Origin of the sequence: Neorhizobium galegae bv. orientalis str. HAMBI 540 (assembly GCF_000731315.1) — a bacterium.
Lineage (GTDB): Bacteria > Pseudomonadota > Alphaproteobacteria > Rhizobiales > Rhizobiaceae > Neorhizobium > Neorhizobium galegae.
In genome coordinates this window covers 2,724,167-2,748,114 of the sequence record NZ_HG938353.1, presented here as the reverse complement: position 1 = coordinate 2,748,114, position 23,948 = coordinate 2,724,167, and the positions used below count along the sequence as shown (strand labels likewise).

At 62.2% G+C, this 23,948-nt stretch carries 23 protein-coding genes; 9 read left to right on the top strand and 14 right to left on the bottom strand.

Going from position 1 to position 23,948, the window contains the following annotated elements:
- Positions 1 to 8: 8 nt before the first annotated feature.
- Positions 9 to 1,379, bottom strand: a complete 1,371-nt coding sequence (locus tag RG540_RS13620; RefSeq protein WP_038588818.1) for an NAD(P)-dependent oxidoreductase — start codon at positions 1,377 to 1,379, stop codon at positions 9 to 11.
- A 226-nt stretch (positions 1,380 to 1,605) separates the two neighbouring features.
- Between RG540_RS13620 and RG540_RS13615 the strand changes: the two genes are divergently transcribed.
- Together RG540_RS13615 and RG540_RS13610 are read left to right on the top strand one after the other, a co-directional pair.
- Positions 1,606 to 2,010, top strand: a complete 405-nt coding sequence (locus RG540_RS13615) for a DUF2325 domain-containing protein (RefSeq protein ID WP_038593771.1) — start codon at positions 1,606 to 1,608, stop codon at positions 2,008 to 2,010.
- Positions 1,991 to 2,212: a hypothetical protein gene (locus RG540_RS13610; protein ID WP_038588815.1), complete on the top strand. Its 222-nt coding sequence runs from the start codon at positions 1,991 to 1,993 to the stop codon at positions 2,210 to 2,212. The genes RG540_RS13615 and RG540_RS13610 overlap by 20 nt, the downstream gene beginning before the upstream one ends.
- 51 nt (positions 2,213 to 2,263) lie before the next feature.
- On the opposite strand, the gene RG540_RS13605 is transcribed toward RG540_RS13610, so the two are convergent.
- The 6 genes from RG540_RS13605 to xylF form a co-directional block, all read right to left on the bottom strand.
- Positions 2,264 to 2,584, bottom strand: a complete 321-nt coding sequence (locus RG540_RS13605; RefSeq protein WP_051909630.1) for a DUF423 domain-containing protein — start codon at positions 2,582 to 2,584, stop codon at positions 2,264 to 2,266.
- Positions 2,585 to 2,639: 55 nt separating this feature from the next.
- A complete protein-coding gene (locus RG540_RS13600; RefSeq protein ID WP_038588808.1) occupies positions 2,640 to 3,029 on the bottom strand; it encodes a group II truncated hemoglobin in 390 nt (129 codons plus the stop codon).
- Positions 3,030 to 3,166: 137 nt separating this feature from the next.
- Complete coding sequence (locus RG540_RS13595; RefSeq protein WP_038588805.1) at positions 3,167 to 3,346, bottom strand: hypothetical protein; 180 nt, start codon at positions 3,344 to 3,346, stop codon at positions 3,167 to 3,169.
- A 213-nt stretch (positions 3,347 to 3,559) separates the two neighbouring features.
- Complete coding sequence (locus RG540_RS13590) at positions 3,560 to 4,345, bottom strand: ATP-binding cassette domain-containing protein (protein WP_038588802.1); 786 nt, start codon at positions 4,343 to 4,345, stop codon at positions 3,560 to 3,562.
- 14 nt (positions 4,346 to 4,359) lie between these two features.
- Positions 4,360 to 5,685 (bottom strand): sugar ABC transporter permease, encoded by a 1,326-nt coding sequence (locus RG540_RS13585; protein ID WP_038588799.1) that lies wholly within the window; start codon positions 5,683 to 5,685, stop codon positions 4,360 to 4,362.
- 182 nt (positions 5,686 to 5,867) lie between these two features.
- Positions 5,868 to 6,908: a D-xylose ABC transporter substrate-binding protein gene (xylF, locus tag RG540_RS13580; RefSeq protein ID WP_038588796.1), complete on the bottom strand. Its 1,041-nt coding sequence runs from the start codon at positions 6,906 to 6,908 to the stop codon at positions 5,868 to 5,870.
- A gap of 201 nt (positions 6,909 to 7,109) precedes the next feature.
- On the opposite strand from xylF, the gene RG540_RS13575 reads away from it, so the two are divergent.
- Together RG540_RS13575 and RG540_RS13570 are read left to right on the top strand one after the other, a co-directional pair.
- The gene (locus RG540_RS13575; protein WP_038588792.1) at positions 7,110 to 8,336 is read left to right on the top strand and encodes an ROK family transcriptional regulator; all 1,227 of its coding nucleotides are present in this window, start codon (positions 7,110 to 7,112) and stop codon (positions 8,334 to 8,336) included.
- Positions 8,337 to 8,384: 48 nt separating this feature from the next.
- The gene (locus RG540_RS13570) at positions 8,385 to 8,597 is read left to right on the top strand and encodes a hypothetical protein (protein WP_038588789.1); all 213 of its coding nucleotides are present in this window, start codon (positions 8,385 to 8,387) and stop codon (positions 8,595 to 8,597) included.
- A 6-nt stretch (positions 8,598 to 8,603) separates the two neighbouring features.
- Here RG540_RS13570 and RG540_RS13565 read toward each other — a convergent pair whose 3' ends face one another.
- The 5 genes from RG540_RS13565 to RG540_RS13545 form a co-directional block, all read right to left on the bottom strand.
- Positions 8,604 to 9,083 carry a hypothetical protein gene (locus RG540_RS13565; protein WP_038588786.1) on the bottom strand — a complete coding sequence of 160 codons (480 nt, stop codon included), beginning with the start codon at positions 9,081 to 9,083 and terminating at the stop codon, positions 8,604 to 8,606.
- 116 nt (positions 9,084 to 9,199) lie between these two features.
- Positions 9,200 to 10,165, bottom strand: a complete 966-nt coding sequence (locus tag RG540_RS13560; RefSeq protein WP_038588783.1) for a hypothetical protein — start codon at positions 10,163 to 10,165, stop codon at positions 9,200 to 9,202.
- Between the two features lie 261 nt (positions 10,166 to 10,426).
- Positions 10,427 to 11,257 carry a transglutaminase family protein gene (locus tag RG540_RS13555; RefSeq protein ID WP_038588780.1) on the bottom strand — a complete coding sequence of 277 codons (831 nt, stop codon included), beginning with the start codon at positions 11,255 to 11,257 and terminating at the stop codon, positions 10,427 to 10,429.
- A gap of 27 nt (positions 11,258 to 11,284) precedes the next feature.
- Positions 11,285 to 12,226: an alpha-E domain-containing protein gene (locus RG540_RS13550; protein ID WP_038544485.1), complete on the bottom strand. Its 942-nt coding sequence runs from the start codon at positions 12,224 to 12,226 to the stop codon at positions 11,285 to 11,287.
- Between the two features lie 12 nt (positions 12,227 to 12,238).
- Positions 12,239 to 13,648, bottom strand: a complete 1,410-nt coding sequence (locus RG540_RS13545) for a circularly permuted type 2 ATP-grasp protein (protein ID WP_038588777.1) — start codon at positions 13,646 to 13,648, stop codon at positions 12,239 to 12,241.
- 464 nt (positions 13,649 to 14,112) lie between these two features.
- Between RG540_RS13545 and RG540_RS33025 the strand changes: the two genes are divergently transcribed.
- The 4 genes from RG540_RS33025 to RG540_RS13530 all read left to right on the top strand — a co-directional run bounded on the left by RG540_RS33025 (position 14,113) and on the right by RG540_RS13530 (position 17,169).
- A complete protein-coding gene (locus tag RG540_RS33025; protein ID WP_197560136.1) occupies positions 14,113 to 14,832 on the top strand; it encodes an FAD-dependent oxidoreductase in 720 nt (239 codons plus the stop codon).
- Positions 14,798 to 15,334 carry an FAD-dependent oxidoreductase gene (locus RG540_RS33020; protein WP_275451990.1) on the top strand — a complete coding sequence of 179 codons (537 nt, stop codon included), beginning with the start codon at positions 14,798 to 14,800 and terminating at the stop codon, positions 15,332 to 15,334. The genes RG540_RS33025 and RG540_RS33020 overlap by 35 nt, the downstream gene beginning before the upstream one ends.
- 130 nt (positions 15,335 to 15,464) lie before the next feature.
- A complete protein-coding gene (locus RG540_RS13535; RefSeq protein ID WP_038588774.1) occupies positions 15,465 to 16,340 on the top strand; it encodes a DMT family transporter in 876 nt (291 codons plus the stop codon).
- 85 nt (positions 16,341 to 16,425) lie between these two features.
- On the top strand, positions 16,426 to 17,169 hold the full coding sequence (locus tag RG540_RS13530; protein WP_038588771.1) for an SDR family oxidoreductase: 744 nt from the start codon (positions 16,426 to 16,428) through the stop codon (positions 17,167 to 17,169).
- 57 nt (positions 17,170 to 17,226) lie between these two features.
- Here RG540_RS13530 and RG540_RS13525 read toward each other — a convergent pair whose 3' ends face one another.
- Positions 17,227 to 18,957, bottom strand: a complete 1,731-nt coding sequence (locus RG540_RS13525) for a DEAD/DEAH box helicase (RefSeq protein WP_038588768.1) — start codon at positions 18,955 to 18,957, stop codon at positions 17,227 to 17,229.
- Positions 18,958 to 19,361: 404 nt separating this feature from the next.
- Positions 19,362 to 19,715: a hypothetical protein gene (locus RG540_RS13520; RefSeq protein WP_038593768.1), complete on the bottom strand. Its 354-nt coding sequence runs from the start codon at positions 19,713 to 19,715 to the stop codon at positions 19,362 to 19,364.
- 467 nt (positions 19,716 to 20,182) lie between these two features.
- Between RG540_RS13520 and RG540_RS13515 the strand changes: the two genes are divergently transcribed.
- On the top strand, positions 20,183 to 23,932 hold the full coding sequence (locus tag RG540_RS13515; protein ID WP_038588765.1) for a response regulator: 3,750 nt from the start codon (positions 20,183 to 20,185) through the stop codon (positions 23,930 to 23,932).
- Positions 23,933 to 23,948 lie beyond the last annotated feature (16 nt).

The window sequence follows — 23,948 nt, the reverse complement described above, 5'->3', positions numbered from 1 at the left end:
TTCTCCCCTCAAGCCACTGCGGTTGCCGGCTGCGCTGCGGCAGCCAGGGCTTTTGCGATGCTTTCTGCGGCGTCGCGCCCTTGCGCGACGGCCGAGACGGTCAGGTCCTCGCCGGTGCCGATGCAATCGCCGCCGGCCCAGACGCCCTCGATCGAGGTGCGGCCTTCCGGATCGACCACGATCTTGCCCTTCTCGAACTGCAGCGCGCCGAGGCCCGAGGCGGAGAAGGTCTGGCCGATCGCCTTGAAAATCTGGTCGGCGGCGATGATGCCGGTCTCGCCGGTGCCGATCAGCTTGCCGTCGCGGATCGCGGTATATTCCACCTCGATGCCGGCGACCTTGCCGTCTTTGTCGATGATCGATTTCGGCGCCAGCCAGTGGCGGATGATGACACCGTTGGCGGTCGCCAGATCCTGCTCGTAGGGCGAGGCGTTCATGTTCTCCTTGCCGCGGCGATAGCAGATCGTCACCTCTTCGGCGCCGAGCAGCTTCGACTGGATGGCGGCGTCGATGGCGGTCATGCCGCCGCCGAGGACGACGACGCGCCGGCCGACCGGCAGTACGCTCTTGTCCTTTGCCTGGCGAAGGGCGGCGATGAAATCCACCGCATCCTCTACGCCCACAAGCGCTTCGCCCTCGATGCCGAGGCCGTTGACGCCTGCAAGGCCCATGCCGAGGAAAACGGCGTCATATTTGGCGGAGAGGTCGGACAGCGAGAAATCGCGGCCGAGCGCCTGGCCGTTGACGATCTCGATGCCGCCGATCGCGGTGACGTAGTCCACTTCGCGGGCGGCGAAGTCGTCGACCGCCTTATAGGTGGCGATGCCGTATTCGTTAAGGCCGCCGGCCTTTTCGCGGGCCTCGAGAATGGTGACGGAATGGCCGTGCATGGCCAAGCGATGTGCGGCGGCGAGCCCTGCCGGACCGGCGCCGACGACCGCAATCGTCTTGCCGGTCGGAGCCTTGCGGCTATAGAACTGCCGGCCCTGTTCCATGGCGATGTCGGTGGAGTAACGCTGCAGCTTGCCGATCTCGACAGGCTTGTCCTCGGCCGTGTTGCGAACGCAGGCCTGCTCGCAGAGCGTTTCGGTGGGACAGACGCGGGCGCACATGCCGCCCAGAATATTCTGGTCGAAGATGGTCTTGGCCGAACCGATCGGATTGCCCGTCTGTATCTGCCGGATGAACAGCGGGATATCGATGGAGGTGGGACAGGCCGTCATGCACGGCGCGTCGTAGCAGAAATAACAGCGATCGGATTCGACCAGCGCCTCGTGCCTGTCGAGACGCGGGTGGAGATCGGCGAAATTCGCCTCATAATCGGCAGCGGCGAGGCGGCCAGCCTCGATCCCGGCCTTACCGTTTCCCAGTCGTTCCATCCTTAAGTTCCCTCTTTTATGGATTCATGGACAACTATTGGGCAAAAGGTACCACAGCATAAAAATTTATCAAACGGTAAATTTTTGGAAATGGCGGGGCCGTATCAGGGCGCCCGATATATCATGATAAAAAGAGTCCACTTTAATCTTTACTCTGAAAATCAACTTTAATATGGTGCCGGCCATCGAGGAACTGCGGTTCAGCAGAATCGGCGGCGAGGGGCATATGGCCAAGAAGCAGAAGCACAAGAACGGCAATTCCGGCGCGGCACCGAAAGGCGCCGAAACGCGGGGGCCGGCTGTCACCGACGTCCGCAGCTTTCTCTACGTCGGCGGCCGTGATTGTCAGGTGGCGCACCTGCGGGAGATCGCCAGCAATTTCGGCGCGGAACTTATCCACCACGACGGCGGTTTGCGTGAAGCGGTTTCCCGTATCGATACCGTGCTGCCCTCGGTCGACTGCGTCTTCTGCCCCATCGACTGTATCAGCCACGATGCGTGTCTGAGGGTGAAGACCGGCTGCAAGAAGTTCGGTGTCGCCTTCGTACCGCTTCGCAACGGCTCCAAATCCAGTCTGGAGCGGGCGCTTCAGACCATGAAGGAACGCAATGATGAACGAAGAACCTCGTGACGCCAGCCTTTTCATCGGCCTGCACAAGCTTGCCGAACAGAACGGCGACGGGCTGGTGCCGGAACTTTACGCGCTGCTGACGAGGCGAGCCGAGGCGGCTGCGGATATGACCAATGTGGTGGTGCTGCCGAAAGTCGATCGGACGCGCTCAGTGGATATTGTCGAGATCGAGGGCGCAAAGGTCCTGACGTTTAAGCGGTAGGCTCAGTTGGCGGTCCACCTCTTTTCTCTGTGGAGAAGAGACCGAGAAGCCTTAAACCTCTCGCACCCTGAAAAACGCCCCGGCCGCCACAATCAGCCAGCCTAGCATCATCCCCGTTCCACCCACCGGCGCGGCGAGCGGAAACAGCCGGTCGCCGAGATAGTGGCGCGAGACGAGGTCGCCCGCAAAGATGATTGTGCCGAGACCCAGCACGAGCGCGGCAAGCGTGGCCGTGCGAAAATACCGGTAACCGAGATAGAGTCCCAGCAGGACCGGCGCATGCGCCAGACACATGGTCGAGGCGGAGCCGAGGAAAACCGTGTCGCCGCCGTGGCTGGCCGCTGCCGCCAGAGCTACGCCGGCCGCGCCCATAAGGCCGCTCACAAACAGAATCAACGGCCTGAAATTGCCGAGTCTTTCCAACGGCCTATTCCCTGTTCTGCATATGGAAGGCAAGCCGCTCGATCGGAGGCCAGATGATGTCGCGCAGTTTCGGATTTTCGATCGTCTCGTCCATGGCGCGGCGGAAACAGAGCATCCATTCGTCGCGTTCGAGAGGTCCGATCGCCGCCGCGAAATGGCGCGAGCGCAGCCGCGGGTGGCCGTGTTTTTCCACATAGACTGGTGGGCCGCCCAGATAGCCGGTCAGATAATCGTAGAGTTTCGCTTCGCTGCCATCGAGGCTCGGCGGATGGACGGCGCGGCAATGGGCCGCTTCCGGCAGCGTGTCCATCAGCTCGTAGAAGCGCCTGACCAGCGCCCGCACCGTCGCGTCGCCGCCGATCGCCTCGTAAAGTGTGATGGTTTCGTCCGCCATGCCCGCCCGGCTCGCTCGTTCTGATCGTTCCAGACCGTGTTACCGATCCGTGCCCGAGCGGGCAAGCGCCACGGCGTCGCAGAGACGGGCCGCCGCCTTCTTACGTGGCCATGCGCGGCGCGCGAATACGCCGTTGGTTACTCCGATCCCGCGTCCACGTCCTTCGCATCGGGCTCAGGCAGCGAGCCGGCACCGGGCGTCTTCTCCCTGTCGATCAGACGCTCTTTGGGATGCAGGCCGGACGAAGGGTGTTTTGCCGTCCTCACCGGTCTTCCCCTGTGCTCGATGACTTCCTGTGCAGTCCGTTCTTCAGGCATTTTGGTCCTCCGTGTTGGGGTTTCAGAAAAGCCAACGTTGGGGGAGGAGAGGAGTTCCAAGAAGCAGGACTGCCAACAGCCTGCCGATTTAGCAACGGGACGCGGCCTACTCTGAAAGAGATAAGGCGGAACCGGGAGAGAGCCCGGTTCCGCCTCTGCGCTACCCTTGATCAGCGGCGGGCTTCAAAGGGCGGGCGCAATTCTGTCTGGCAGTCACGCCACCTTCATGGCGCCGGGGCCGGGCGTGGCGCCGGGCGGCACCTTGCCGAGGATGATCATCCCGAGCACCTCGTCCTTGGTGACGTCCCCGGTGCGGGCATGGCCGACCACCTTGCCGTTCTTCATCACGAAGACGCGGTCGGCGAGGTCGAAGACGTCGTGGATGTCGTGGCTGATCAGGAAGATGCCGATGCCTTCCCGCTTCAGCTGCTTGATGAGGTCGCCGACCTGCGCCGTTTCCTGCGGTCCGAGCGCTGCCGTCGGCTCGTCCATGATCAGGATGCGGGCGTCGAACAGGATGGCGCGGGCGATCGCCACCGACTGCCGCTGGCCGCCGGACAGCGCCTTCACAGGCTCCTTGAACCGCTTGAAATTGGGGTTGAGGCGGCCCATCACCTCGCGGGCGCTGGCCTCCATGGCCACGTCGTCGAGCGTGCCCCATTTTGTCTGCAGCTCGCGGCCGAGATAGAGGTTGGCTGCGGCATCGACATTGTCGGCGACGGCGAGCGTCTGGTAGATCGTCTCGATGCCGTATTTCTTGGCGTCGCGCGGGTTGCGGATGTCAACGGTCTCGCCGTTGATCATGATGTCACCGTTGTCGCGCTTGTAGGCGCCCGACAGGATCTTGATCAGCGTCGATTTGCCGGCGCCGTTATGGCCGAGCAGGGCCACGACCTCGCCGGGGAAAAGATCGACCGAGGCATTCTCGACAGCATGGATCCCGCCGAAGGAGATGGAAATGTTCTTCATTTCCACGAGCGGAGTGGTTTGTTCCGTCACGATGAAAACTCCTGTTATTTGGCGCGAGAGCGATAGACGGTGTCGAGCCAGACGGCTGTGACAAGCACCATGCCGACGACGATGCGCTGGAACGGCGAGTCGATGCCGAGCAGCACCATGCCGGATTGAAGCGACTGCATGACGAGCGCGCCGAGCATGGCGCCGGCGATCGAGCCCATGCCACCGGCAAGCGAGGTGCCGCCGATAACGGCTGCGGCGATCGTATAGAGCTCGTCGAGTTCCCCTTGCGCATTGGTTGCGGCGTTGAGGCGGGCGGTGGAGATCGCCGCGGCGATGGCGCAGAGCACACCCATCAGCGCGAAGATCTTGACCGTCACCCAGCGGGTCTTGATGCCCGCGAGTTCCGCGGCTTCGGGATTGCCGCCGATCGCGAAGACATAGCGGCCGAAGCGCAGGCGGGTGGCGATGAAGGTCATGACGATGCCGACCGCGATTGCCATCAGCACAGGGATAGCGATCCCTTGCGAGATCAGCAGACCGCCTTCAGGCCAGGGAATGTTGTTTGCCTCGGCGTAACGGCGGGCGATGGCGATCGGCCAGTAATAATCATTGGCGACCGAGACCGCGCCAAGCACGACGATGCAGCCGAGCGCGACCAGCACGTATTCGGCCCAGATCGGCCGGCGCGGGAAGGAGAAGCGCTTGCGCTGGCGGCGGGCGTTGATGATCGCCGCGATGATGGCGAGACAGGCGATGATGCCGACGACCCAGCTCCAGGTGGCGCCGATCGAGCCTTCGGTGCCGCCGCCCATCAGGCGGAAGTTGACGTCCATCGGCGCAACGGTCTGGCCGCTCGTCACGAACCAGGTGGCGCCACGCCAGATGAGCAGGCCGCCGAGCGTCACGATGAACGAGGGCACGCCGAGAAAGGCGATGATGGAGCCCTGCAGCGTACCGATCAGCGCTCCGATGGCGATGCCGCCGGCCAGCGTGATGATCCAGATCGCCGGGTGGTTGAAGCCGAACAGCTCCGGCAGAAGCCTTGCCTGCAGCACCCCCATGACCATGCCGGTGAAACCGAGGATCGAGCCGACCGAAAGGTCGATGTTGCGGGTGACGATGACAAGCACCATGCCGGTCGCCATGACGGCGACCGATGCGGTCTGTACCGAGAGGTTCCAGAGGTTGCGCGGCGTCAGGAAAAGGCCGCCCGTCAGGATATGGAACCCGACCCAGATGATCAGCAGCGCGCCGATCATGCCGAGCATACGCGTGTCGATCTCGGTCGCGCGGAAGAAGCGGGCAACGAAACTGCCTTCCGCCTGTCCTGCCGCTCCCGATGTCTTGGAATTCGTTGTGGACTGTATCGTCTCGGCCATTTTTTGCCGTTCCCCACTTTTGCGAGGCGCTGCGGTTCGAAAAAATCGAGCCGGACCGCGCCTGCGCGACGTTCAGCCGCCGGGTAATCCTTCGTGCGGCCGCGCCATCTTACGCCGAAAACCGACGCCGCGGCAGAAGTGCTGCGGCGTCGGTGAGTTTATCGTCTGCGGACAGCCATGCGTTACTTGCAGGCAGCCACTGCGCCGGCCTTGACGCCCTGGCAGGCTTCAGCCTTGCTGATCCAGCCTGCTTCGATGACGACGTTCAGGTTGTCCTTGGTGATTGCCTGCGGCTTCAGGAAGACCGACTGCATCTTCACCTTCTTCGGACCGCCTTCGAAGGTCTGGACGCCCTTGATTTCGGTCAGCTTCTTGCCGCCGGCAAGTGCCAGAGCGATTTCAGCGGCGTTCTTGCCGAGTTCGCGCGAGTCCTTCCAGACGGATACCGTCTGGGTGCCGAGAGCCACGCGGTTCAGAGCCGCCTTGTCGGCGTCCTGGCCGGAAACCGGAACCGAGCCTGCCAAGCCCTGGGCGTCGAGCGCCGCGATCGCACCGCCGGCAGTGCCGTCGTTGGATGCGACGACCGCGTCGACCTTGTTGTTGTTCTTGGTCAGGAACTGTTCCATGTTCTTCTGGGCGTTTTCGGGCTTCCAGCCGTCGGTATAGGCTTCGCCGACATTCTTGATCTTGCCGCCGTCGATCGCAGCCTTCAGCACTTCCATCTGGCCGGCGAACAGGAAGTCCGCGTTCGGATCGGAAGAAGAGCCCTTGATGAAGACGTAGTTGCCTTCAGGCTTCGCCTTAAAGACGCCCTGCGCCTGCAGGCGGCCGACTTCCTTGTTGTCGAAGGTGATGTAGAACGCAGCCGGATTTTCGATCAGGCGGTCGTAACCGACGACCGGAATGCCTTCGGCTGCTGCCTTTTCGACAGCCGGGCCGATGGCGCTCGAATCCTGCGCCAGAACGATCAGCGCGTTGGCGCCCTGGGAGATCAGCGACTCGACGTCGGTGAGCTGCTTTGCGGCGGACGACTGGGCATCAGCGGAAATATACTTGGCACCGGCAGCCGTAAGTGCCTTCTTGATGGCAGCTTCGTCGGTCTTCCAACGCTCTTCCTGGAAGTTCGACCAGGAAACGCCGACGACGAGATTGGCCGCCATGGTGGCGGAATGCATGGAAACGAGGATGGCCGCGCCGGCCATCAGCTTTACGAATGATCTCATAATGTCCTCCCGAGTGACGGCGGATGGGCGCTAGCCTCCGTGCTCTCCCCCCGCCAGATAATCTGCCGGAGAAAGCGTCAAAGCTTTTTTCTCGACAGTCGAGAAATTAGATGTCAGAGATTCCGTGGGCTGTCAATCGGCACTTGTGGAGGGCGAGGCACTGCCGTATCGACAGATGGAGTGAGGGAGGCGGCAGGCGGAATGCTGGCGAAATCGAGCACGGAATTGGTCCGGCAGCAGAACAGCGCGCTCGTGCTGTCTGCGCTGCGTCGCCATGGCCGGCTCGCGCACACGGAAATCTCGGATGCCACCGGGTTGGCGTCGGCGACAATCTCCTCGATCACCGCCGATCTGGAACGCGCCCGCATCATCGAAAAGAGCGAGCAGCAGGCGACTGTCGGCCGTGGGCGGCCGCGCGTGCTGTTCAGCCAGCGGCGCAATTGCGGCTATCTCATCACCGTCATCATCTCGTCGGACCTGATCCAGTATTCGCTGGTCGATTATGCCGGAACACTGCTCGACCGGTTCAGCGAACCGCGCGGGGAGGGCGGCACGGCGGCCTTTCTCGCGGCCATCTCGGCGGGGCTCGAACGGGCCGTCGAACGCTCCCGCATCGATCGCGGCAGCGTTCTGCTCGTTTCGGTCAGCAGCAAGGGACTGGCGCATCCGAGCGATCCGGTGCTTGTCTGGTCGCCGGTCTTCGGTTCCCAGCCCGTGGATTTTGCCGCGGCACTCAAAGACGGCTGGCAGGCCAAGGTCATCCTCAACAATGAGACGCTGCTGGTCGCCGGCGCGCTGCTCGAACGCCAGGTGAAGACGCAAGGCGGCGGTGAGCCTGTTCTCGCCGCGCTCTCGCTCGGCCACAGCATCGGGCTCGGGATTGCGCGACGGATCGCTGGCGGGGTTCCGGAAATCTCGGCGCCCAATTTCGGGCACATGCTGCATATGCCGAACGGCGGGCTTTGTCGTTGCGGTGCGCGCGGCTGCGTCGAGGCCTATGCCGGTTTCTACGCCATTTTGCGCGCTGCCTTCGAAGTGCCGGTGGATACGATCCCGGCGAAATTCGTGCCGGTCAGCGAAATCGACAAGATCGCCGTCCGCGCCCGGCAAGGCAATCGCATGGCGCAGCTCGCGTTCCGCAATGCGGGCGCCGCTTTGGGCTATGGCCTCTCGCGGCTGCTCAGCCTGCATGGCCACATGCCGGTCTTCATCACCGGTCCCGGCACCCGCTATCAAGATTTGCTGCAGGCGGGCATCGAGGAGGGACTGGCGCAGACGCATGTGGTGCGGCTCGGCGGCATGCCGGGCCTGACCATCGTGCCGGACGAACCCTCGCTGGTGTTCGAGGGGCATCTCAATCTTGCATTTTCGATCGTCGACCAGGATATCATCGGTTCGCGCCAGAGCATGCAGGCCGCCGGGGAATGACCGATTGCGAGTGACTGGTGGCAAAACGACTGGCCGGGAGTGAAGACCATGATCGATCCGAACCATCCCTTTTACGAGCCGCTTTGGCGCCGGGTATTGATCCCGGCGGTTTGCGCCGCCTGGGCGATTTTCGAACTGGTCGCCGGAGAACCCTTCTGGGCGATCATCGTCGGCGCCATGGGCGCTTACGCCGGCTACAAGTTGTTCATCGAAAAGAAAAAGCCGCCGGTCGAGAAGCCCGCCGACGACCCGCAGGACTAAACTTTCCTAGCGCCAGAAGAGACCCTTGATCGCGGTGTCGATCAGGAAATTGGCGGTCTTCATGCGGGTGTTGGCGTTTTCCCGCAATTCCGGGGCGACGCCATCTGGATGGTTGGCCTTGGCGAAATGCCGTCGTTTCTCGCCGAGCGTCGCCTCGGTATCGGCAGCCGTGATGGCAAGCTCCGCAGCGATTTCCTCGGTCGTCAGCCGCAGCAGATGGGCGGGAATGATCGGCGGCGGCAGATCTTGCGGTTCATCTTCCGCCCGCATCGATTCGATTTCGATCTCGGCCACGTCGGGAAGGAAGGCGAAATAGGCTTCGGTCCCGGTTGCGGTCACCACTGGACCGTCATCCGTCGGCGCGACGAAACCCATGCCGAGCCCCTTGATGCGGAAGCCCGTGCCTGCCTCTTCGCTCTCGTCTTCGCCGTGCTCCTGCTTCAGCCGCGTCAGCACCGACTGGAAGACCGATTGCCCAAACAGCATTCGCCACCTCTTTTATGGGGCGGGACTAGACCATGCGGAGATGGCGTCGAGCTTGCGGACTTATTGATGTGTGATGGGATGAGCCCCGTGGGGGCTCATCGAGCCGGAAGGGTCGCTCAGCGCACGACGGGTTCGCCGTGATATCTGCGCTTCGAGGGTTTCGAGACGCCGAATCCCACTTCCATCATGAGCCGAGGGTGATATTTTGCGACCGTCCCCATGTGGAAGCCGAAGGGATCTTCGACGAACCCGTAGCCCGCCTTGCCGGTCAGGGTGACGGCGCTCTCCTCTCCGTAAAATTCGAGCACTTCTTCTGCCGGATGCCCAACCAGCAGGGTCAACTGGTGCTTCAGGCGCCGCTTGTTATGGCTGCCGCGCATATAGACATGCGGTCCCGCATCCTCATCGACATTCGACAGATAGAAAAAGAATTTCAACATCCGCCAGTCGTCGAGATCGAAATGAAACTTGAACGACGCACGGCTGAGGTCGCTCTCCGAAGCGGATTGAGTGGGAAAGCTCCACCACGTCCGCGTGGTGATCAGCTTGGCCTCACCGCCCAGATAGTGGCGTGCGATATCCAGAAGAAGAGGATCCTGCTGCACCGCGACCGCCGCCTCGCAACTGGCGATCCTTTCGAAATGGTGGCCGCTCAGGATCGCTCGACCGAATCGGCGTTCCGCTTCCGCATGTTCGTCCGCCCGGAATTCGAGTTTCCGCTCGAAATTGCCGAAGCAAGGGGTTTCGGATGCAAAACGGGCGATCTCCTGCCGAATCGGATCGGGAAGGATGAGGCCGGTGAAGATCCCGCTTCGTCTGAGTTCGTCCGCAACCTTATCGGCTTCGATGTCGCCGAACATCGACGTCGCCACCGGCGCAGATTTCGAGACGCGCCGGGCAGTCAGCCAATGGGCTCGCCTGAACGGAATTGTCCGGGCCAAAAGGAACATGGGAAGCCAAGCCGGGTTTTCCCGCAGGTCGGTGAAATAGGTGGGCAGGCGTGCGGCCATTCGCCGGAAAGTTCCGCCATGGCGCGCGATGGATTCGAGATCCTGCGGCTTGGTTTTGGACGTCTCAAGCATCTGGTATCCTCATTCAGGCATGGCATTGCCATGCGTTTCGGTAACCCGCAGCCCCGCGCATCGTAGGCAGCAATAGTCCATGCCGCAATGCAGCATAGATTGCCGCCTCCGGAATCTTCAACCCTTGAACTGCTTGTGAAATCGGGAACGCCGTCCGTGGTTAACAAACCATTGCGCCGCACAACGGTGTGAGCCGGTGATTTTACGGCTGGCCGAGAACGTCTGCTATGCCGGACAGCCCCCCCGCTCCCGAAGCGCCTCTCACCCCTGGGACTGCGTCTGGCCCTGCTGGCTTTGGCTTTGCGCCACCGTCAGCGAAACCTTGAGGTTTTCGCTGGCCGGACCGAGGCGCATGCCGGAGACGGGCGCACAGTCGCGGTAGCAGAGGCCGGAGGCGACCCGCACGTAGCTGTCGTTCGGGCAGATCTTGTTCGACGTGTCGAAGCCGACCCAGCCGAGGCCCGGCAGATGCACTTCCGCCCACGCATGGGTAGCGGCCTGTTCGGTCTCGCCTTCCATCAGCAGGTAGCCGGAAATGTAGCGCGCCGGGATATCCAGCAGGCGGGCGGCAGTGATGAAGATATGGGTGTGGTCCTGACAGACGCCGGTCTTTGCCTCCAGCGCCTGTTCGGCGGTCGTCTGGGTGCCGGTCGCGCCCGGCACATAGGTGACGGTCTCGTGGATCTTCTCCATTAGGGCGTGCATCCTGGCAAGCTCGCTGTCGCCCTCGAGGCTTTTGGCAAGCTCGCGGATGAGCTTGCCGGGTTTGGTCAGCGCCGTCTCGCGCAGGAACAGCCAGAGCGGGCAGAAGCCCTGGTGCGGACCGAAGACGCCGGCGCGGTCCTGGGTCTCCACCTCGCCGGACGCGGTGATGCGGATCGTGTGCTCGGTGCCTTCGGTGGAGACCAGTTCGACGCGGTTGCCGAACTGGTCGGCATAACCTGCCTCGATCTTGGCGCCATCGACGGTGATCGACCAGTTGATGACTTTCTGGCCGGGCCCGTCGATCGGCGTCAGTCTGAGCCGTTGCAGCGAATAGGGCACCGGCTCGTCATAGAGATATTCGGTCGTATGGGAAATCTTCAGCCGCATGTGCGGTAAATCCTGTGCCTGTTGGCTTTACTGGTAAAAGCGGTAGCCGTCGGAGATTTCGGCGCTGAGCTGGTTGTTGCGGCTGACGAAATCCTCCAGGAATTCGTGCAGGCCCTGGTCCATGATGTCAGAAATTGAGCCGCGCTTCAGGGTCGAGCGGATTGCCGCCGCCGTCTCGTGCGCCTTCAGCCGCTCATCATAGGTTTGCGCCAGATAATCGAGATTGTTGGTGATCTTCTCGTAGCAGTAAGCCAGCGAGCGTGGCATCTGGACTTTCAGGATCAGGAAATCGGCGATGTTGGCCGACTGATATTCGCCGTCATAGACCCAGCCGTAGGAACGGTGGGCGGAGACCGAGCGCAGTATCGATTCCCATTGGTAGTTGTCGAGCTTCGAGCCGACCTGGCTGATCGCCGGCAGCAGCACGTAATATTTCACGTCGAGGATGCGGCTGGTGTTATCGGCGCGTTCGATGAAGGTGCCGATGCGCGAGAAATTGTAGAGGTCGTTTCTCAGCATCGAACCGTGGAAGGCGCCACGGATCAGGCCGCAGCGGTGCTTGATGACGTCGATCAGCTCGGGCAGGTCGGTCGCCTTCTGCTTGCGGGCAAGCCGGGCTTTGAGGTCGATCCAGCATTCGTTGGTCGCCTCCCAGGTCTCGCGGGTCAGCGCCGTGCGCACCATGCGGGCGTTGTTGCGTCCGAACTCGATGCAGGACATGACGCTCGACGGGTTGGCCTGGTCGCGCAGCAGGTAATCGATGGCGTCCGCCGCCGTCAGTTCGGTGTGCACTTCCGAATAGGCTTCGCGCACGCCCGCACTTTCGAGCACGCCGTGCCAGTCCTCGTCGGAGGAGCCGGCGCGGGTCAGCGACACGCGCAGGCCGGCATCGACGAGGCGGGCGATATTTTCTGCCCGCTCGATATAGCGGAACATCCAGTAAAGGCCGTTTGCAGTTCTTCCGAGCATGTCTCTACGACCTCAATCTTCCAGTACCCAGGTGTCCTTGGTGCCGCCGCCCTGGCTGGAATTGACCACCAGCGACCCCTGTTTCAGGGCCACGCGGGTCAAGCCGCCGGGGATGATCTTCACCTTGTCGGAAACGAGCACATAGGGACGCAGGTCGACGTGGCGGGGGGCAATCCCCTTGTTGACGAAGATCGGCACGGTGGACAGCGCCAGCGTCGGCTGGGCGATGTAGTTGTCGGGCCTAGCCGCCAGCTTCTCGGCAAAGTCGGTGCGCTCCTTCTTGCTCGCCGTCGGGCCGACCAGCATGCCGTAGCCGCCGGACCCGTGCACTTCCTTGATGACCAGTTCTTCGATGTGCTCCAGCACGTATTTGAGGCTGTCAGGCTCGGAACAGCGCCAAGTAGGCACGTTTTCGAGCAGCGCCTTGCGGCCGGTATAAAATTCGACGATCTCGGGCATGTAGGAATAGATCGCCTTGTCGTCGCAGATGCCGGTGCCGGGCGCATTGGCGATGGTGATGTTGCCGGCGCGATAGACGTCCATGATGCCGGGAATGCCGAGCGCCGAATCGGCGCGGAAAGTCATCGGATCGAGGAAGTCGTCGTCGACGCGGCGGTAGAGGACGTCGATTGCCTCGTAGCCCCGTGTGGTGCGCATCTTGACGCGGCCGTCGATGACGCGCAGGTCGCCGCCCTCGACGAGCTCGACGCCCATCTGGTCGGCGAGGAACGAGTGTTCGTAATAGGCCGAGTTGAAGATGCCGGGCGTCAGTACCGCGACGCGGGGCCGGCCGTTGCAGCCGGGAGGAGCAAGCGAGGCGAGCGACTGGCGCAGCAGCCGCGGATAGTCCTCGACCCGCTGGACCTTGTTCAGCGCAAACAGTTCCGGGAACATCTGCATCATGGTTTCCCGGTTTTCCAGCATGTAGGAAACCCCGGACGGCGTGCGGGCATTGTCCTCCAGCACGTAGAACTGGTCCTCGCCGGTACGCACGATATCGGTGCCGACGATGTGGGTGTAGACGCCGCCGGGCGGCTTGAAGCCGATCATTTCGGGGAGGAAGGTGACGTTCCTCTCGATCAGCGCGCGGGGAATGCGGCCGGCCTTGATGATCTCCTGCTTGTGGTAGATGTCGTCGAGGAAGGCGTTGAGCGCCAGAACCCGCTGCTCGATGCCCTGAGCCAGCTTGCGCCATTCACGGGCGGAGATGATGCGGGGAATGATGTCGAAGGGGATGAGCTTTTCGGAACTGTCCGCGTGTCCATAGACCGCGAATGTGATGCCCGTCCTTCTGAATATGTTTTCCGCATCCTGGGTTTTGCGGATCAGGTGTGCAGCATCCTGACTGGCATACCATTCGTGATAGGTCTTGTATGGCGGTCGCGGAAGGTTTTCCGCAGTCAACATTTCATCAAATGCCAAAGGCGCATTCCCCTTTTTTGGCCATAAGAATACAACGGTGAGGGCAATGCAAGAACTGTGCGCAATTGGCGGAAAAAGAATTCCGCGCATCAGAAAAATACAGTTTCGATGCTCCCCGACCAGTAAATGCGCTGATTCTGGTACTCGGCAAGCTCCCTACTTTAGAAGGGGGTGAATAAATCTCCTGCCTTGAAAAACATCAGCTGCCTAAGCTCTGATCAAATGCCGTCCAGCTTGCGTCGATTGAGCCCCAGTTAGCGAGTGATTGCGAGGTCCGTTCAGAGACCTGCCCCTAATTCTGGTGGTTGACAGAGTTTCGGTCATTTCGGATAAGGAAGCCGGACGTGCAAAAGTCACGGCCCGGTCGGTAGTCCGGGTGACGCTTTGCGTTCGTATAAGGGTTCGCTCATGGGGAGCGGGCACATCCTGTACGTCCTTTTCCGATCACGGAAGAGGAGCGTCCTATGTCTAAGCTTAAAGTTATTATTGCCGGTGCCGGTCTCGGCGGGCTTTGCCTTGCGCAAATACTGCGTCGCGCCGATGTCGAGGTGGAAATCTTCGAAAGCGATTCTGGGCCCTGGGATCGTCCTCAGGGCTATCGCCTGCATATCGACCGGGATGGGGTAAACGCCCTCAGGGAAGTCCTGCCTGCAAATCTGTACCGGCTTTTCGAAGCGACCGCGATGCGGCCGCTGCCGTTCACCACGATTGTCGATACGACACTCAAGGAATTGCGGCGGATACCGAGCGGCGGGCACGACAGGACGCCGAGGCACTGGCTTGCTGATGGTGGCCCGGAGCATATCAATGTCAATCGCGCCACCTTGCGGCATATCCTTCTGACCGGCCTGCAGGATTTCTGCCGATTCGGCGCCCGAATGCTGCGCTATGAAACGGATGCCGAAGGGGTGACCGCGGTGTTTGCCGACGGCAGCACCGCACGAGGCGACATTCTGGTGGGTGCCGACGGGATCCGCTCCGCGGTGCGCCGGCAGCGACTGCCCGAGGCGCGCATCATGGATACCGGGGTGCGCGCCATCTACGGCCGTATTCCGATCGAAAAGGCTCGCCACCACCTGCCCGAACACGTTCTTGCCGACGTCTTCACCGTCGCCTCCGACGACCGGCGTCTTCCTCGGGCTGGGGCCGGTGATTTTTCCGACCCGTCCGGACGCCGCTTCTGACAGGATCGCGCCGGAGGCAGGGCTTTTCGGCCAGGACGACTATGTCGTCTGCATTGTCGGCGGCCGCCGCGAATATTTTCCCGGCGAGGATGCGATGCTGCGACAGGCCGGCAGCCCGGCGCTTCAGGCCCTTGCGATCAGGATGCTGGAGGAGTGGCCGGCGGCTGCCGGGGCCATTCCGGCTCAGGGAGACCCTTCCTCCTTTTTCTCGATCGAGATGCATACGAGCGTTCCCTGCGATCTCGGAGAGACTTTTCGGGTGACGCTTCTCGGCGACGCCATCCATGCGATGACGCCGACGCTCGGACGTGGGGCCAATGTCGCAATGCGCGATGCGGCGCTGCTCGGACACGCAATTATTGCCGTGGAACGCGGCGAGGTCGGCCTTGCCCTGGCGCTTACTGCCTATGAGCGGGAGATGGCCGGTTACGGCTTCGGCGTGGTGCGAGAGTCGGCCTTCATCGGGCAAGGGCTGATGGGGCAGGATCCGCTTGCCGCGTGAGGATCTCCCTTCTCTCAATCGGTGTTCATCGCAATCATCAGTTTTTCTGCTTTGACGATGAAACGAGGTGGGAATAAGCAGGCGGCTTCCATGAAAGCGGCCGCTGCCGAAATCTCCGCCGGACATCCCCATCATGCTCGACCGCCTGGCTCCGGCCCTTTTTGTCCTCCTCTGGTCCACGGGCTGGCTCGTCGCGAAATACGCGGCGAAACATGCCGATCCCCTGACCTTTTTGGCCGGACGACACGCACTTGCCGCCGCGGCGTTTTTCGTGGTCTGCCTGGTCACAAAGGCAAAATGGCCGAAGAGCCGTGCCCAGGTCGGCCATGCGATGTTCTCGGGCGTCTTCCTGCACGGACTTTATCTTGCGGGCGTCTGGTATGCGATTGCGCAGGGCGTGCCGGCCGGTCTTTCGGGCATTATCGCCGGGCTGCAGCCGCTGCTGACCGCCATGGTCGCGCCGCTTTTCCTCGGAGAGCGCCTCAAGCCCTTGCAGAAGGTCGGCCTGGCGCTTGGTTTTGCCGGCATTCTGATCGCGATCTCGCCGCAGCTTCTCGACCTCTTCGAGCGCGGGCTGGCTGGACTTGCGGTTCCGGTGCTGATCAACCTCGTCGCCATGGCGTCGGTCACATACGGCACGCTCTACCAGAAGCGGCACCTGCAGGAGGGCGACCTGTTCTCGATCGCCACGCTGCAATTCGTCGGCGCGCTGATCGTGACGATCCCGCTGGCGCTCAGCCTTGAAAACCTGCGTTTCGACTGGACGCATGAGGCGATCTTCGCCATGGCCTGGTCGGTCCTCGGCCTGTCCATGGGCGCGGTCGGCTTGCTGCTCTACCTTATCCGCCGCGGCCAGGTGTCCCGCGCCGCCTCGCTCATCTATCTGATGCCGCCGGTCGTCGCGATCGAGGCGGCGATCCTGTTCGGCGAGCCCCTGACCCTGCCGATGATCGTCGGCACGATGATCGTGGTTGCGGGCGTCTATATGGTGAACCGCAAGGCTTGAGGGAGTTTTCCATTCGGTCAGGAAACGGGTGTCGATGGGAGCCGGGCAGCCTTAGACAGCGGATGTAACCAACAAGAGGTACATCATGCTAACCGACAAAGTTGCTATCGTTACCGGCGCATCAAGCGGCATCGGCCGGGCCGCCGCCCTTCTCTTCGCCCGGGAAGGGGCTGCCGTTGTTGCCAACGCGCGGGGCGAGGCGGAATTGCAAAAACTTGTTTCCGAGATCGAGGCGGCCGGCGGCCGCGCGGTTGCCGTGGCAGGCGATGTCGCGGAGGAGGAAACCCACCGGGCATTGCTCAAAGCCGCGCTTGGCCGGTTCGGGGGCCTCGACATCGCCCTGAACAATGCCGGCACGGTCGGCCCCTACAAGCCGCTCGGCGAGGTGACGCTGGAGGAATGGCAGCATACCCTGGCCATGAACCTCACGAGCGCCTTCCTCGGCGCCCGCTCGCAGATCTCGGCGATGCTCGAACGCGGCGGCGGATCGATCATCTTCACCTCCACCTTCGTCGGCACTAGCGTCGGCATCCCCGGCATGGGGACCTATGGCACGTCCAAGGCCGGGATAATGGGTCTGGTGAAAGGGATTACCGCCGATTACGGAGCACGCGGCATTCGCGCCAATGCGCTGCTCCCCGGCGGCACGGACACTCCGATGGCCGGAGACGCGGCACAAAAGGAATGGGCGGCCGGCCTGCATGCCCTCAAGCGGATCGCCCAGCCCGAGGAAATCGCCCGGGCCGCACTTTTCCTGGCGAGCCCGATGGCGAGCTTCGTGGCAGGGTCTGCGCTCTATGCGGATGGAGGGAACGCGGCGGTCAAGTGACAAAAAAAGAGGCCGCGCGAGCGGCCTCTTGGCTTTGTTTTCTTACGCGGGGTGTCCTTACGCCGGGCGGCGTGTGCGGCCCTGCTGGCCGGAGCGGTTGTCGTTGCCGAACTTTACCGGGCCTCCGTTGCCGCCAGTGGCCGGACGGGCGGCTTCGACGCGCGGGCCGCGGTTGTTGCGCTGGGCAGCGGGTTCATGGGCGCCGTGTGCAGCATGCGGGTTCGGAGCCCCATTGCCGCCCTTGCGGTGTTCCTTGCGGGGCTCGGTGCGAGCCGGGCGACCTTCGCCGTTCTGGGGGCCGAACTGCTTCTTGACGGGCCGGAAATCCGACGTGGTCGAGAGGTCGTTGTCGACTTCCGGGCGCGGAGCGTCTTCGCCGCGACGCTGGCCACGGAAATCGTCGTTGCGACGGTTGTCGCGCTGCGGGCGGTCACCATGGGGACGATCGCCATTGGCGCGGGCCGGACGCTGGGGACGATCACCGCCCTCGGCGCCTTCCGCTGCGAAGAACGGCTTGCGGGCCGGACGTTCGCGGCGCTCGGGACGGCCTTCGCCGTTGCCGCGTGCCTGGCCGTTGCCGTTGCCGCCACGGCCGCGATTGGCCGCGCCGCCACGATTATTGTTGCCGGCACCGCCGCGTGGCTGGCGGCCGCCTTCTGGGCGTTCGCCGGATGCGGTGGTGATCTCGATGTTCATCAGGCGCTCGATGTCGCGCAACAGACGGGCTTCGTCGGGAGCGCAGAAGGCGATCGCAATGCCGTCACGGCCGGCACGCGCGGTACGGCCGATGCGGTGAACGTAGGCGTCCGGTACTTCCGGCAGGTCGTAGTTGAAGACGTGGGTGACGCCAGGGATGTCGATGCCGCGGGCGGCAACGTCGGTGGCGACGAGAACACGGATCTCGTTGTCACGGAAGGCCTTGAGGGCGCGTTCGCGCTGGCCCTGGCTCTTGTTGCCGTGGATCGAGGCAACCTTGAAGCCGATATGCTCGAGATGCTTGGAGAGCTTTTCGGCGCCGTGCTTGGTGCGCAGGAAGACCATGGCGCGGCCGGTCGGGTTTTCTTCGAGCGACTTCTTCAGAAGGTCCGTCTTGTCGTTCTTGCCGACCACGAAGTGGACGAACTGTTCGACCTTGTCGGCAGCCTTGCCCGGAGGCGTGACCGAAACCTGGACCGGATCCTTGAGGAAGTCGGAGGCAAGATCGGCGATCGCCTTCGGCATGGTGGCCGAGAAGAGCAGGGTCTGGCGCTTGTTCGGCACCATCTTGGAAATCTTGCGCAGATCGTGGATGAAGCCGAGATCGAGCATCTGGTCGGCTTCGTCGAGAACGAGGTAACGCACGGCAGTCAGGCCGATGGCACGGCGGGCGATCAGGTCGAGCAGGCGGCCCGGGGTGGCGACGAGAATGTCGGTGCCCTTCTCGAGCTGCATCTGCTGCTTGTTGATCGAGGCGCCGCCGACAACGGCGTTGATCTTCATCGGCGTACCGCGCACGTAGCTCTTCAGGCTGGCGGCGATCTGGTTGACCAGTTCGCGGGTCGGAGCGAGGATGAGCGTACGGGTGGTGCGGTTGTCAGGACGCTTCGGGTCCTTGGCAAGCATTTCGATGATCGGAAGACCGAATGCAGCGGTCTTGCCGGTGCCGGTCTGGGCAAGACCGATCATGTCGCGGCCTTCGAGAAGCTGGGGGATCGCCTGGGCCTGGATCGGGGTCGGCGTTTCGTAACCGAGCGCAAAAAGAGTGGCTACGGTCTGCTTGGACAGACCAAGCTCGTGGAAATTCGTCAAGTCGAATACCTTTTCGGGGCGCCAAAAGCGTATCGCCGGACTGGCACCATGCCGTCCGGTCTGCCTTTGGCGTCAAGAACCCCGCGTGAAGTGGGAACTTGCAAGTTGGAAATTGCTCTCCAGCGCTTAAACCCTCCGGGATCGAGGGCGATCTATCTTTGCGCCTTGTTCCTTCTTCGCGGTGTCTTTAATGACGCGGGGCCAACTCACGCGGCGGCCGGAAGGTGAAAGCTGAAGCGCATTTGGTGGTTTTCCGGGCAAAAGTCAAGCAGATGTTTCGCAAACGCGAAACGGCGTGGCTTCCCGGCTATGTCCATGGCAGCACTCGGTGCGTCTGCAGAACAACAAAAAGCCTGCATCCGCCGGCGGCGGAAACAGGCTCTTCAATGCGATTGCTCTGCCGATCAGCGCGAGCAGACTTCGACGCGATAGGGCTCGCCATAACGGTTGCGGCGCCATTCGAGTTCGCAGACCGGCGGGTAGTCGCGATAATAGGCGCGGCGGTAATAGACAGGCGGCGGGGGCGGGGGAGCGTAGTCGTATTCCGGCTCCACATATTCGGGCTCGGCGTAAGCCGGCCGCTGCGACCCTGCGATGATTGCGCCGCCGATGATGCCGCCGGCAAGGCCTGCTGCCACGCCCGGCCAGACATTGCGATGGCGGTCGCGAGCTTCTGCCGCCGGAGCCGTCGCCGTCAGGGCGCCCGCTACGGACAGTGCGGCGAGGCCGAGTGATATCGTCTTTTTCAGTGCCGACATGTTCTTTTCCTTTCCCTTTTTGTCCTCAAGGGGTGAATAAATGGTCGCGCCCAAAGGCGGCGGATTGATGAAGACGATTTCCCGATAGTCTGAACGGACGTTCAGCTTCATGCCGCCTGCGGTTGATTTTTATCAAGCCTTAGCAATTGCCAATGTCGATTGTGGCCGGATCGTGGCTATAATATGGAGAAGATTTGGCGGTCGAAATCGGCCTTCCTCCGGGTTGCTTTCGGATTAGCTCGGATCATTTACGCCATGCGGTTGGATGTCTGCGGATATCGATGGCTGTCACGATCAATCACAGGCTGTATTGGCGCCCATATATGGGCGCTTCAGGTTGACGAATGCCAGAAATGATAAGTCGTACTGTTTCAACAACACGATGTTAACACTCGCTATGGTGTTATCAGTCGATTGGGAGACAAACGAATCGAGCCGGATATCGGCCGGCACGAGGAGCGGGGAAGGTGGACACGGAAAGCGAACTCTTGAAAACGGCGTGCGAGCGGATCAACGATCTTGCCGAACCCGCGTTCATCAAGGACAGCGCCCTTAGCTACGTGGCGGTGAATGCTGCCTATGCACGCCTTTTCGGCATGCATTCGAGCGAATTCGCCGGCAATACCAGCCGCGGCCTTGCAGGCGCGCTGGACGATGCCGACCGCAAGGAAAAGGAATGCCGGGCGATCGTTTTCGGCACCGACGAGACGGCGCTCTGTTTCGACCGCTCCGGCATCGTCCGCCATGAAATCCATATCGAGCGTTTCCTGACGGAAGACGACCATACCTATCTGTTCGGCACGTTTGCGGCGGTCCCGGGCGTTGACGCCATTTCCGACCCGAAGAACGTCGCACCACGCGCCGTTGTCCCGTCCTCCAGTGCCCAGGCCAGTGCTGCCCAGGCCAATGCTGCAAAGCCCATCGCGCCGTTTTCGCCTTTCAACAATGCGCTTCTCGACGATGCCCTCGACATGCTCGAAATGGGTATCGGCATCTATGACAAGCACAACGTTCTGCTCTACTGCAATTCCCAGCTCATCAATCATTTTGCATCGATCTCGATCGATATCCAGCCAGGGATCACGCTCAACGATATTCTCGGATTTGCCTATGATCGCCGCCAGCGCGTGTCGCCGGCGAGTTTCGGTTCCGATGTGCCAAACAAGGACGCCTGGATCGCCGAGCGGATGAAACCTTTCGATCTTCCCTATTCCGAAAGCATCGACCAGCTTTCCGACGGACGCTGGCTGCGGAGCATCAACAAGCGTCTCGAAAACGGCCTGCTGATCGCCATCCGTCACGACGTGACCGATTTCAAGGAGCAGGAAATGCTCCTGCGCACCCATGTCTCGGAGACGGACCTGTTTCGCGCCGTCCTCGAAGACTTGCCGGTGCCCGTGTTCGTGCGCAACAGCGACCGCCAGCTCACCTATGCCAATGCCGCCTATGAGGCGATGCTCGGCAAGCCGAGAAGCCATTTCCTCGGCAAGACCGAAACGGAAATGTTCCCCGACGCGGCCGATCGCTTCCGGATTGAAAACGACCAGGTAATGACAGGCGAGGACATCGAGAAATCGGAGGATATTACCTTTCCCGACGGATCGGTTGTCCCGGTCATCACGCATCTGCGCCGGGTGACCACCAATGACGGCGCGCACAACCTCGTCGGTTCGCGCATGGACGTCTCCCGCATCAAGGAGGCGCAGAACAAGGCGGAGAAGATTGGCAAGGATCTGCAGACGATCCTGCACACCATGCCCGTCGGCGTGGCGATCCTCGACGAGCAGTTCCTGTTCGAATACGCCAATCCGGCCTTCTATTCCTTCTGGGATGCCGGAGAGCAGTTCGATCTGCCCCGCCGTTCCTATCGGGATTTCCTCAAGGTCAATTTCGACCACGGCATCTATAGCGGCTCGACGCACAGCTTCGAGGAAATCTACCGGGAGCGCATTGCCGCCTTGACCGATGGCCAGGAGCGGCCGCCTATCGAGGTGAAGAGCCGAACCGGTCTGGTGATCGTCATTTCCGGCACTCAGCTTTCCGGCGGAAAGATCCTGCTGAGCTACATGGACATCACGGCTGTCCGCAAGCGCGAGCAGGAGATCCAGGAGGCCCGTGCGGCGCTCGAAACCCACGGCGCGCTGATGCGCGACGCGACGAGCGCCATGTCGCAAGGGCTGCTCATCCTGCATGACGGCGAGATCATCTTCTCCAACGATGCGCTGCCGGCCATGCTTGACATGCCGGCCGAGTTGGTGGGCGCCGGGGGTCTATGGCGCGATCTCTTCCGCTATTGCGTCGAACGCGGCGATCTCGGCACGTCCGAGGAAGCGGCGGTGACGCTCCAGGCCTGGGAAGACAATGTCGCAGCCGGCAAGCCGGTGTTTGCCGCCTTCCGCGTCGAGGGCCGCAAGTGGATCCAGGTCGAGGCGAAGCTGACCGGCAGCGACCATTGGCTGGCTGTCTTCACCGACGTCACGGAGATGAAGAGCCGCGAGGAGGAGCTGACCCGCCTCCTGCAGCGCGCCGAGGCCGCCGACCGGGCGAAGTCGGAATTCCTCGCCAATATGAGCCACGAGATCCGCACCCCGATGAACGGCGTGCTCGGCATGGCCGAACTGCTGGCCAAGTCCAATCTCGACACCCGCCAGAAGACCTTCATCGACATCATCGTCAAGTCGGGCAATGCGCTCCTGACGATCATCAACGACATCCTCGACTTCTCCAAGATCGACGCCGGCCAGATGACGCTGCGCAAGGCGCCGTTCGACCCGGTCGAGGCGATCGAGGACGTGGCGACGCTTTTGTCCTCGTCCGCTGCCGAGAAGGATATCGAACTCATCGTGCGCGGCGACGTCTCGATCCGCGAGACGGTGATGGGCGACGCGGGGCGTTTCCGCCAGATCATCACCAACCTGGTCGGCAATGCGGTGAAATTCACCGAAAAGGGGCATGTCTTCATCGATCTGAGATCGGAGGCGAAGAGCCCCGGCGAGATGATGCTGTCGATCCGCATCGAGGACACCGGGCTCGGCATTCCGGAAGAGAAACTGAAATCGGTGTTCGAGAAATTCTCACAGGTCGACACGTCCTCGACGCGCCGCCACGAAGGCACCGGCCTGGGGTTGGCGATTACCGCCGGCCTCACCGAACTGTTCGGCGGCTATATCGACGTGACGAGCGAAATCGGTCGCGGCTCCGTCTTCACTGTGCACCTGCCGTTCCAGGTGGTCAGCGAACGCAACGTCCTGACGGCCTTGCCGATCAACACCAGCGGCGCACGCATACTCGTCGTCGACGATAATGCCGTCAACCGCCGCATCCTCACCGAACAGCTCACCATGTGGGGGTTCGACACGGTCGCAGCCGACGGCGGCGCCGAGGGGCTGGCGATCCTCAGCGAGGCCGCCCGCATCGGCGTCACTGTCGATGCGATCGTGCTCGACTACCACATGCCGGAGATGAACGGCCTGGATTTCGCCAAGCAGCTCAGGCGCGATCCGCGCTTCGACGGAACCGGCGTGGTTTTCCTGACCTCGATGGACATGGCCGGCGACGACAGCATGTTCGCCGCCCTCAACATCCAGGCGCATCTGATGAAGCCGGCACGCGCCAACCTGCTGCGCAGCACGATCATCGACGTCGTCCGCTCGATCCGCACCAAGCGCCGGGCAGTCGAAGCGGACCAAGCGGCTGGTAGGTTTCAAACGACGGTGCTGCCCGTCGCGCCGGTTGCCGCGCCTAAGTTGGTTGCTTTGACGCCCGTGATTGCCGAACAGCCGGTGGTCCCAGTCTCCACGCCGCCCATGCAGGCGGCGCCGACGCTCGACGTGCTGGTCGCCGAGGACAACGAGGTCAACCAGATCGTCTTTACCCAGATCCTGCAGACCACCGGCTGGCTGTTCCAGATCGTCAAGAACGGTGCGGAAGCGGTCGAAGCGTGGAAAAAGCACGATCCGGCGGTCATCATCATGGACGTCTCGATGCCGGTCATGAACGGCCATCAGGCGACCCAGAAAATCCGCGAGCTCGAACAGGAGACCGGCACCCATACGCCGATCATCGGCGTCACGGCGCATGCGCTCGAAAGCGACCGCGAACTCTGCTTCCAGGTCGGTATGGACGACTACCTTTCCAAGCCGATCAGCCCGGAGGCTCTGGAAACCAAGGTTCGCAACTGGCTTGGCGGTGCGATCGTGAGCTCGGTGTCGAACTGAGCCGGAGTTTTCCGGT

What these genes read in the sequence shown, in the direction of transcription:
- RG540_RS13620 (WP_038588818.1), bottom strand. Translation starts at nt 1,379, where the DNA reads ATGGAACGACTGGGAAACGGTAAGGCCGGGATCGAGGCTGGCCGCCTC.
- RG540_RS13615 (WP_038593771.1), top strand. Translation starts at nt 1,606, where the DNA reads ATGGCCAAGAAGCAGAAGCACAAGAACGGCAATTCCGGCGCGGCACCG.
- RG540_RS13610 (WP_038588815.1), top strand. Translation starts at nt 1,991, where the DNA reads ATGAACGAAGAACCTCGTGACGCCAGCCTTTTCATCGGCCTGCACAAG.
- RG540_RS13605 (WP_051909630.1), bottom strand. Translation starts at nt 2,584, where the DNA reads ATGGGCGCGGCCGGCGTAGCTCTGGCGGCAGCGGCCAGCCACGGCGGC.
- RG540_RS13600 (WP_038588808.1), bottom strand. Translation starts at nt 3,029, where the DNA reads ATGGCGGACGAAACCATCACACTTTACGAGGCGATCGGCGGCGACGCG.
- RG540_RS13595 (WP_038588805.1), bottom strand. Translation starts at nt 3,346, where the DNA reads ATGCCTGAAGAACGGACTGCACAGGAAGTCATCGAGCACAGGGGAAGA.
- RG540_RS13585 (WP_038588799.1), bottom strand. Translation starts at nt 5,685, where the DNA reads ATGGCCGAGACGATACAGTCCACAACGAATTCCAAGACATCGGGAGCG.
- xylF (WP_038588796.1), bottom strand. Translation starts at nt 6,908, where the DNA reads ATGAGATCATTCGTAAAGCTGATGGCCGGCGCGGCCATCCTCGTTTCC.
- RG540_RS13575 (WP_038588792.1), top strand. Translation starts at nt 7,110, where the DNA reads ATGCTGGCGAAATCGAGCACGGAATTGGTCCGGCAGCAGAACAGCGCG.
- RG540_RS13570 (WP_038588789.1), top strand. Translation starts at nt 8,385, where the DNA reads ATGATCGATCCGAACCATCCCTTTTACGAGCCGCTTTGGCGCCGGGTA.
- RG540_RS13565 (WP_038588786.1), bottom strand. Translation starts at nt 9,083, where the DNA reads ATGCTGTTTGGGCAATCGGTCTTCCAGTCGGTGCTGACGCGGCTGAAG.
- RG540_RS13560 (WP_038588783.1), bottom strand. Translation starts at nt 10,165, where the DNA reads ATGCTTGAGACGTCCAAAACCAAGCCGCAGGATCTCGAATCCATCGCG.
- RG540_RS13555 (WP_038588780.1), bottom strand. Translation starts at nt 11,257, where the DNA reads ATGCGGCTGAAGATTTCCCATACGACCGAATATCTCTATGACGAGCCG.
- RG540_RS13550 (WP_038544485.1), bottom strand. Translation starts at nt 12,226, where the DNA reads ATGCTCGGAAGAACTGCAAACGGCCTTTACTGGATGTTCCGCTATATC.
- RG540_RS33025 (WP_197560136.1), top strand. Translation starts at nt 14,113, where the DNA reads ATGTCTAAGCTTAAAGTTATTATTGCCGGTGCCGGTCTCGGCGGGCTT.
- RG540_RS13530 (WP_038588771.1), top strand. Translation starts at nt 16,426, where the DNA reads ATGCTAACCGACAAAGTTGCTATCGTTACCGGCGCATCAAGCGGCATC.
- RG540_RS13520 (WP_038593768.1), bottom strand. Translation starts at nt 19,715, where the DNA reads ATGTCGGCACTGAAAAAGACGATATCACTCGGCCTCGCCGCACTGTCC.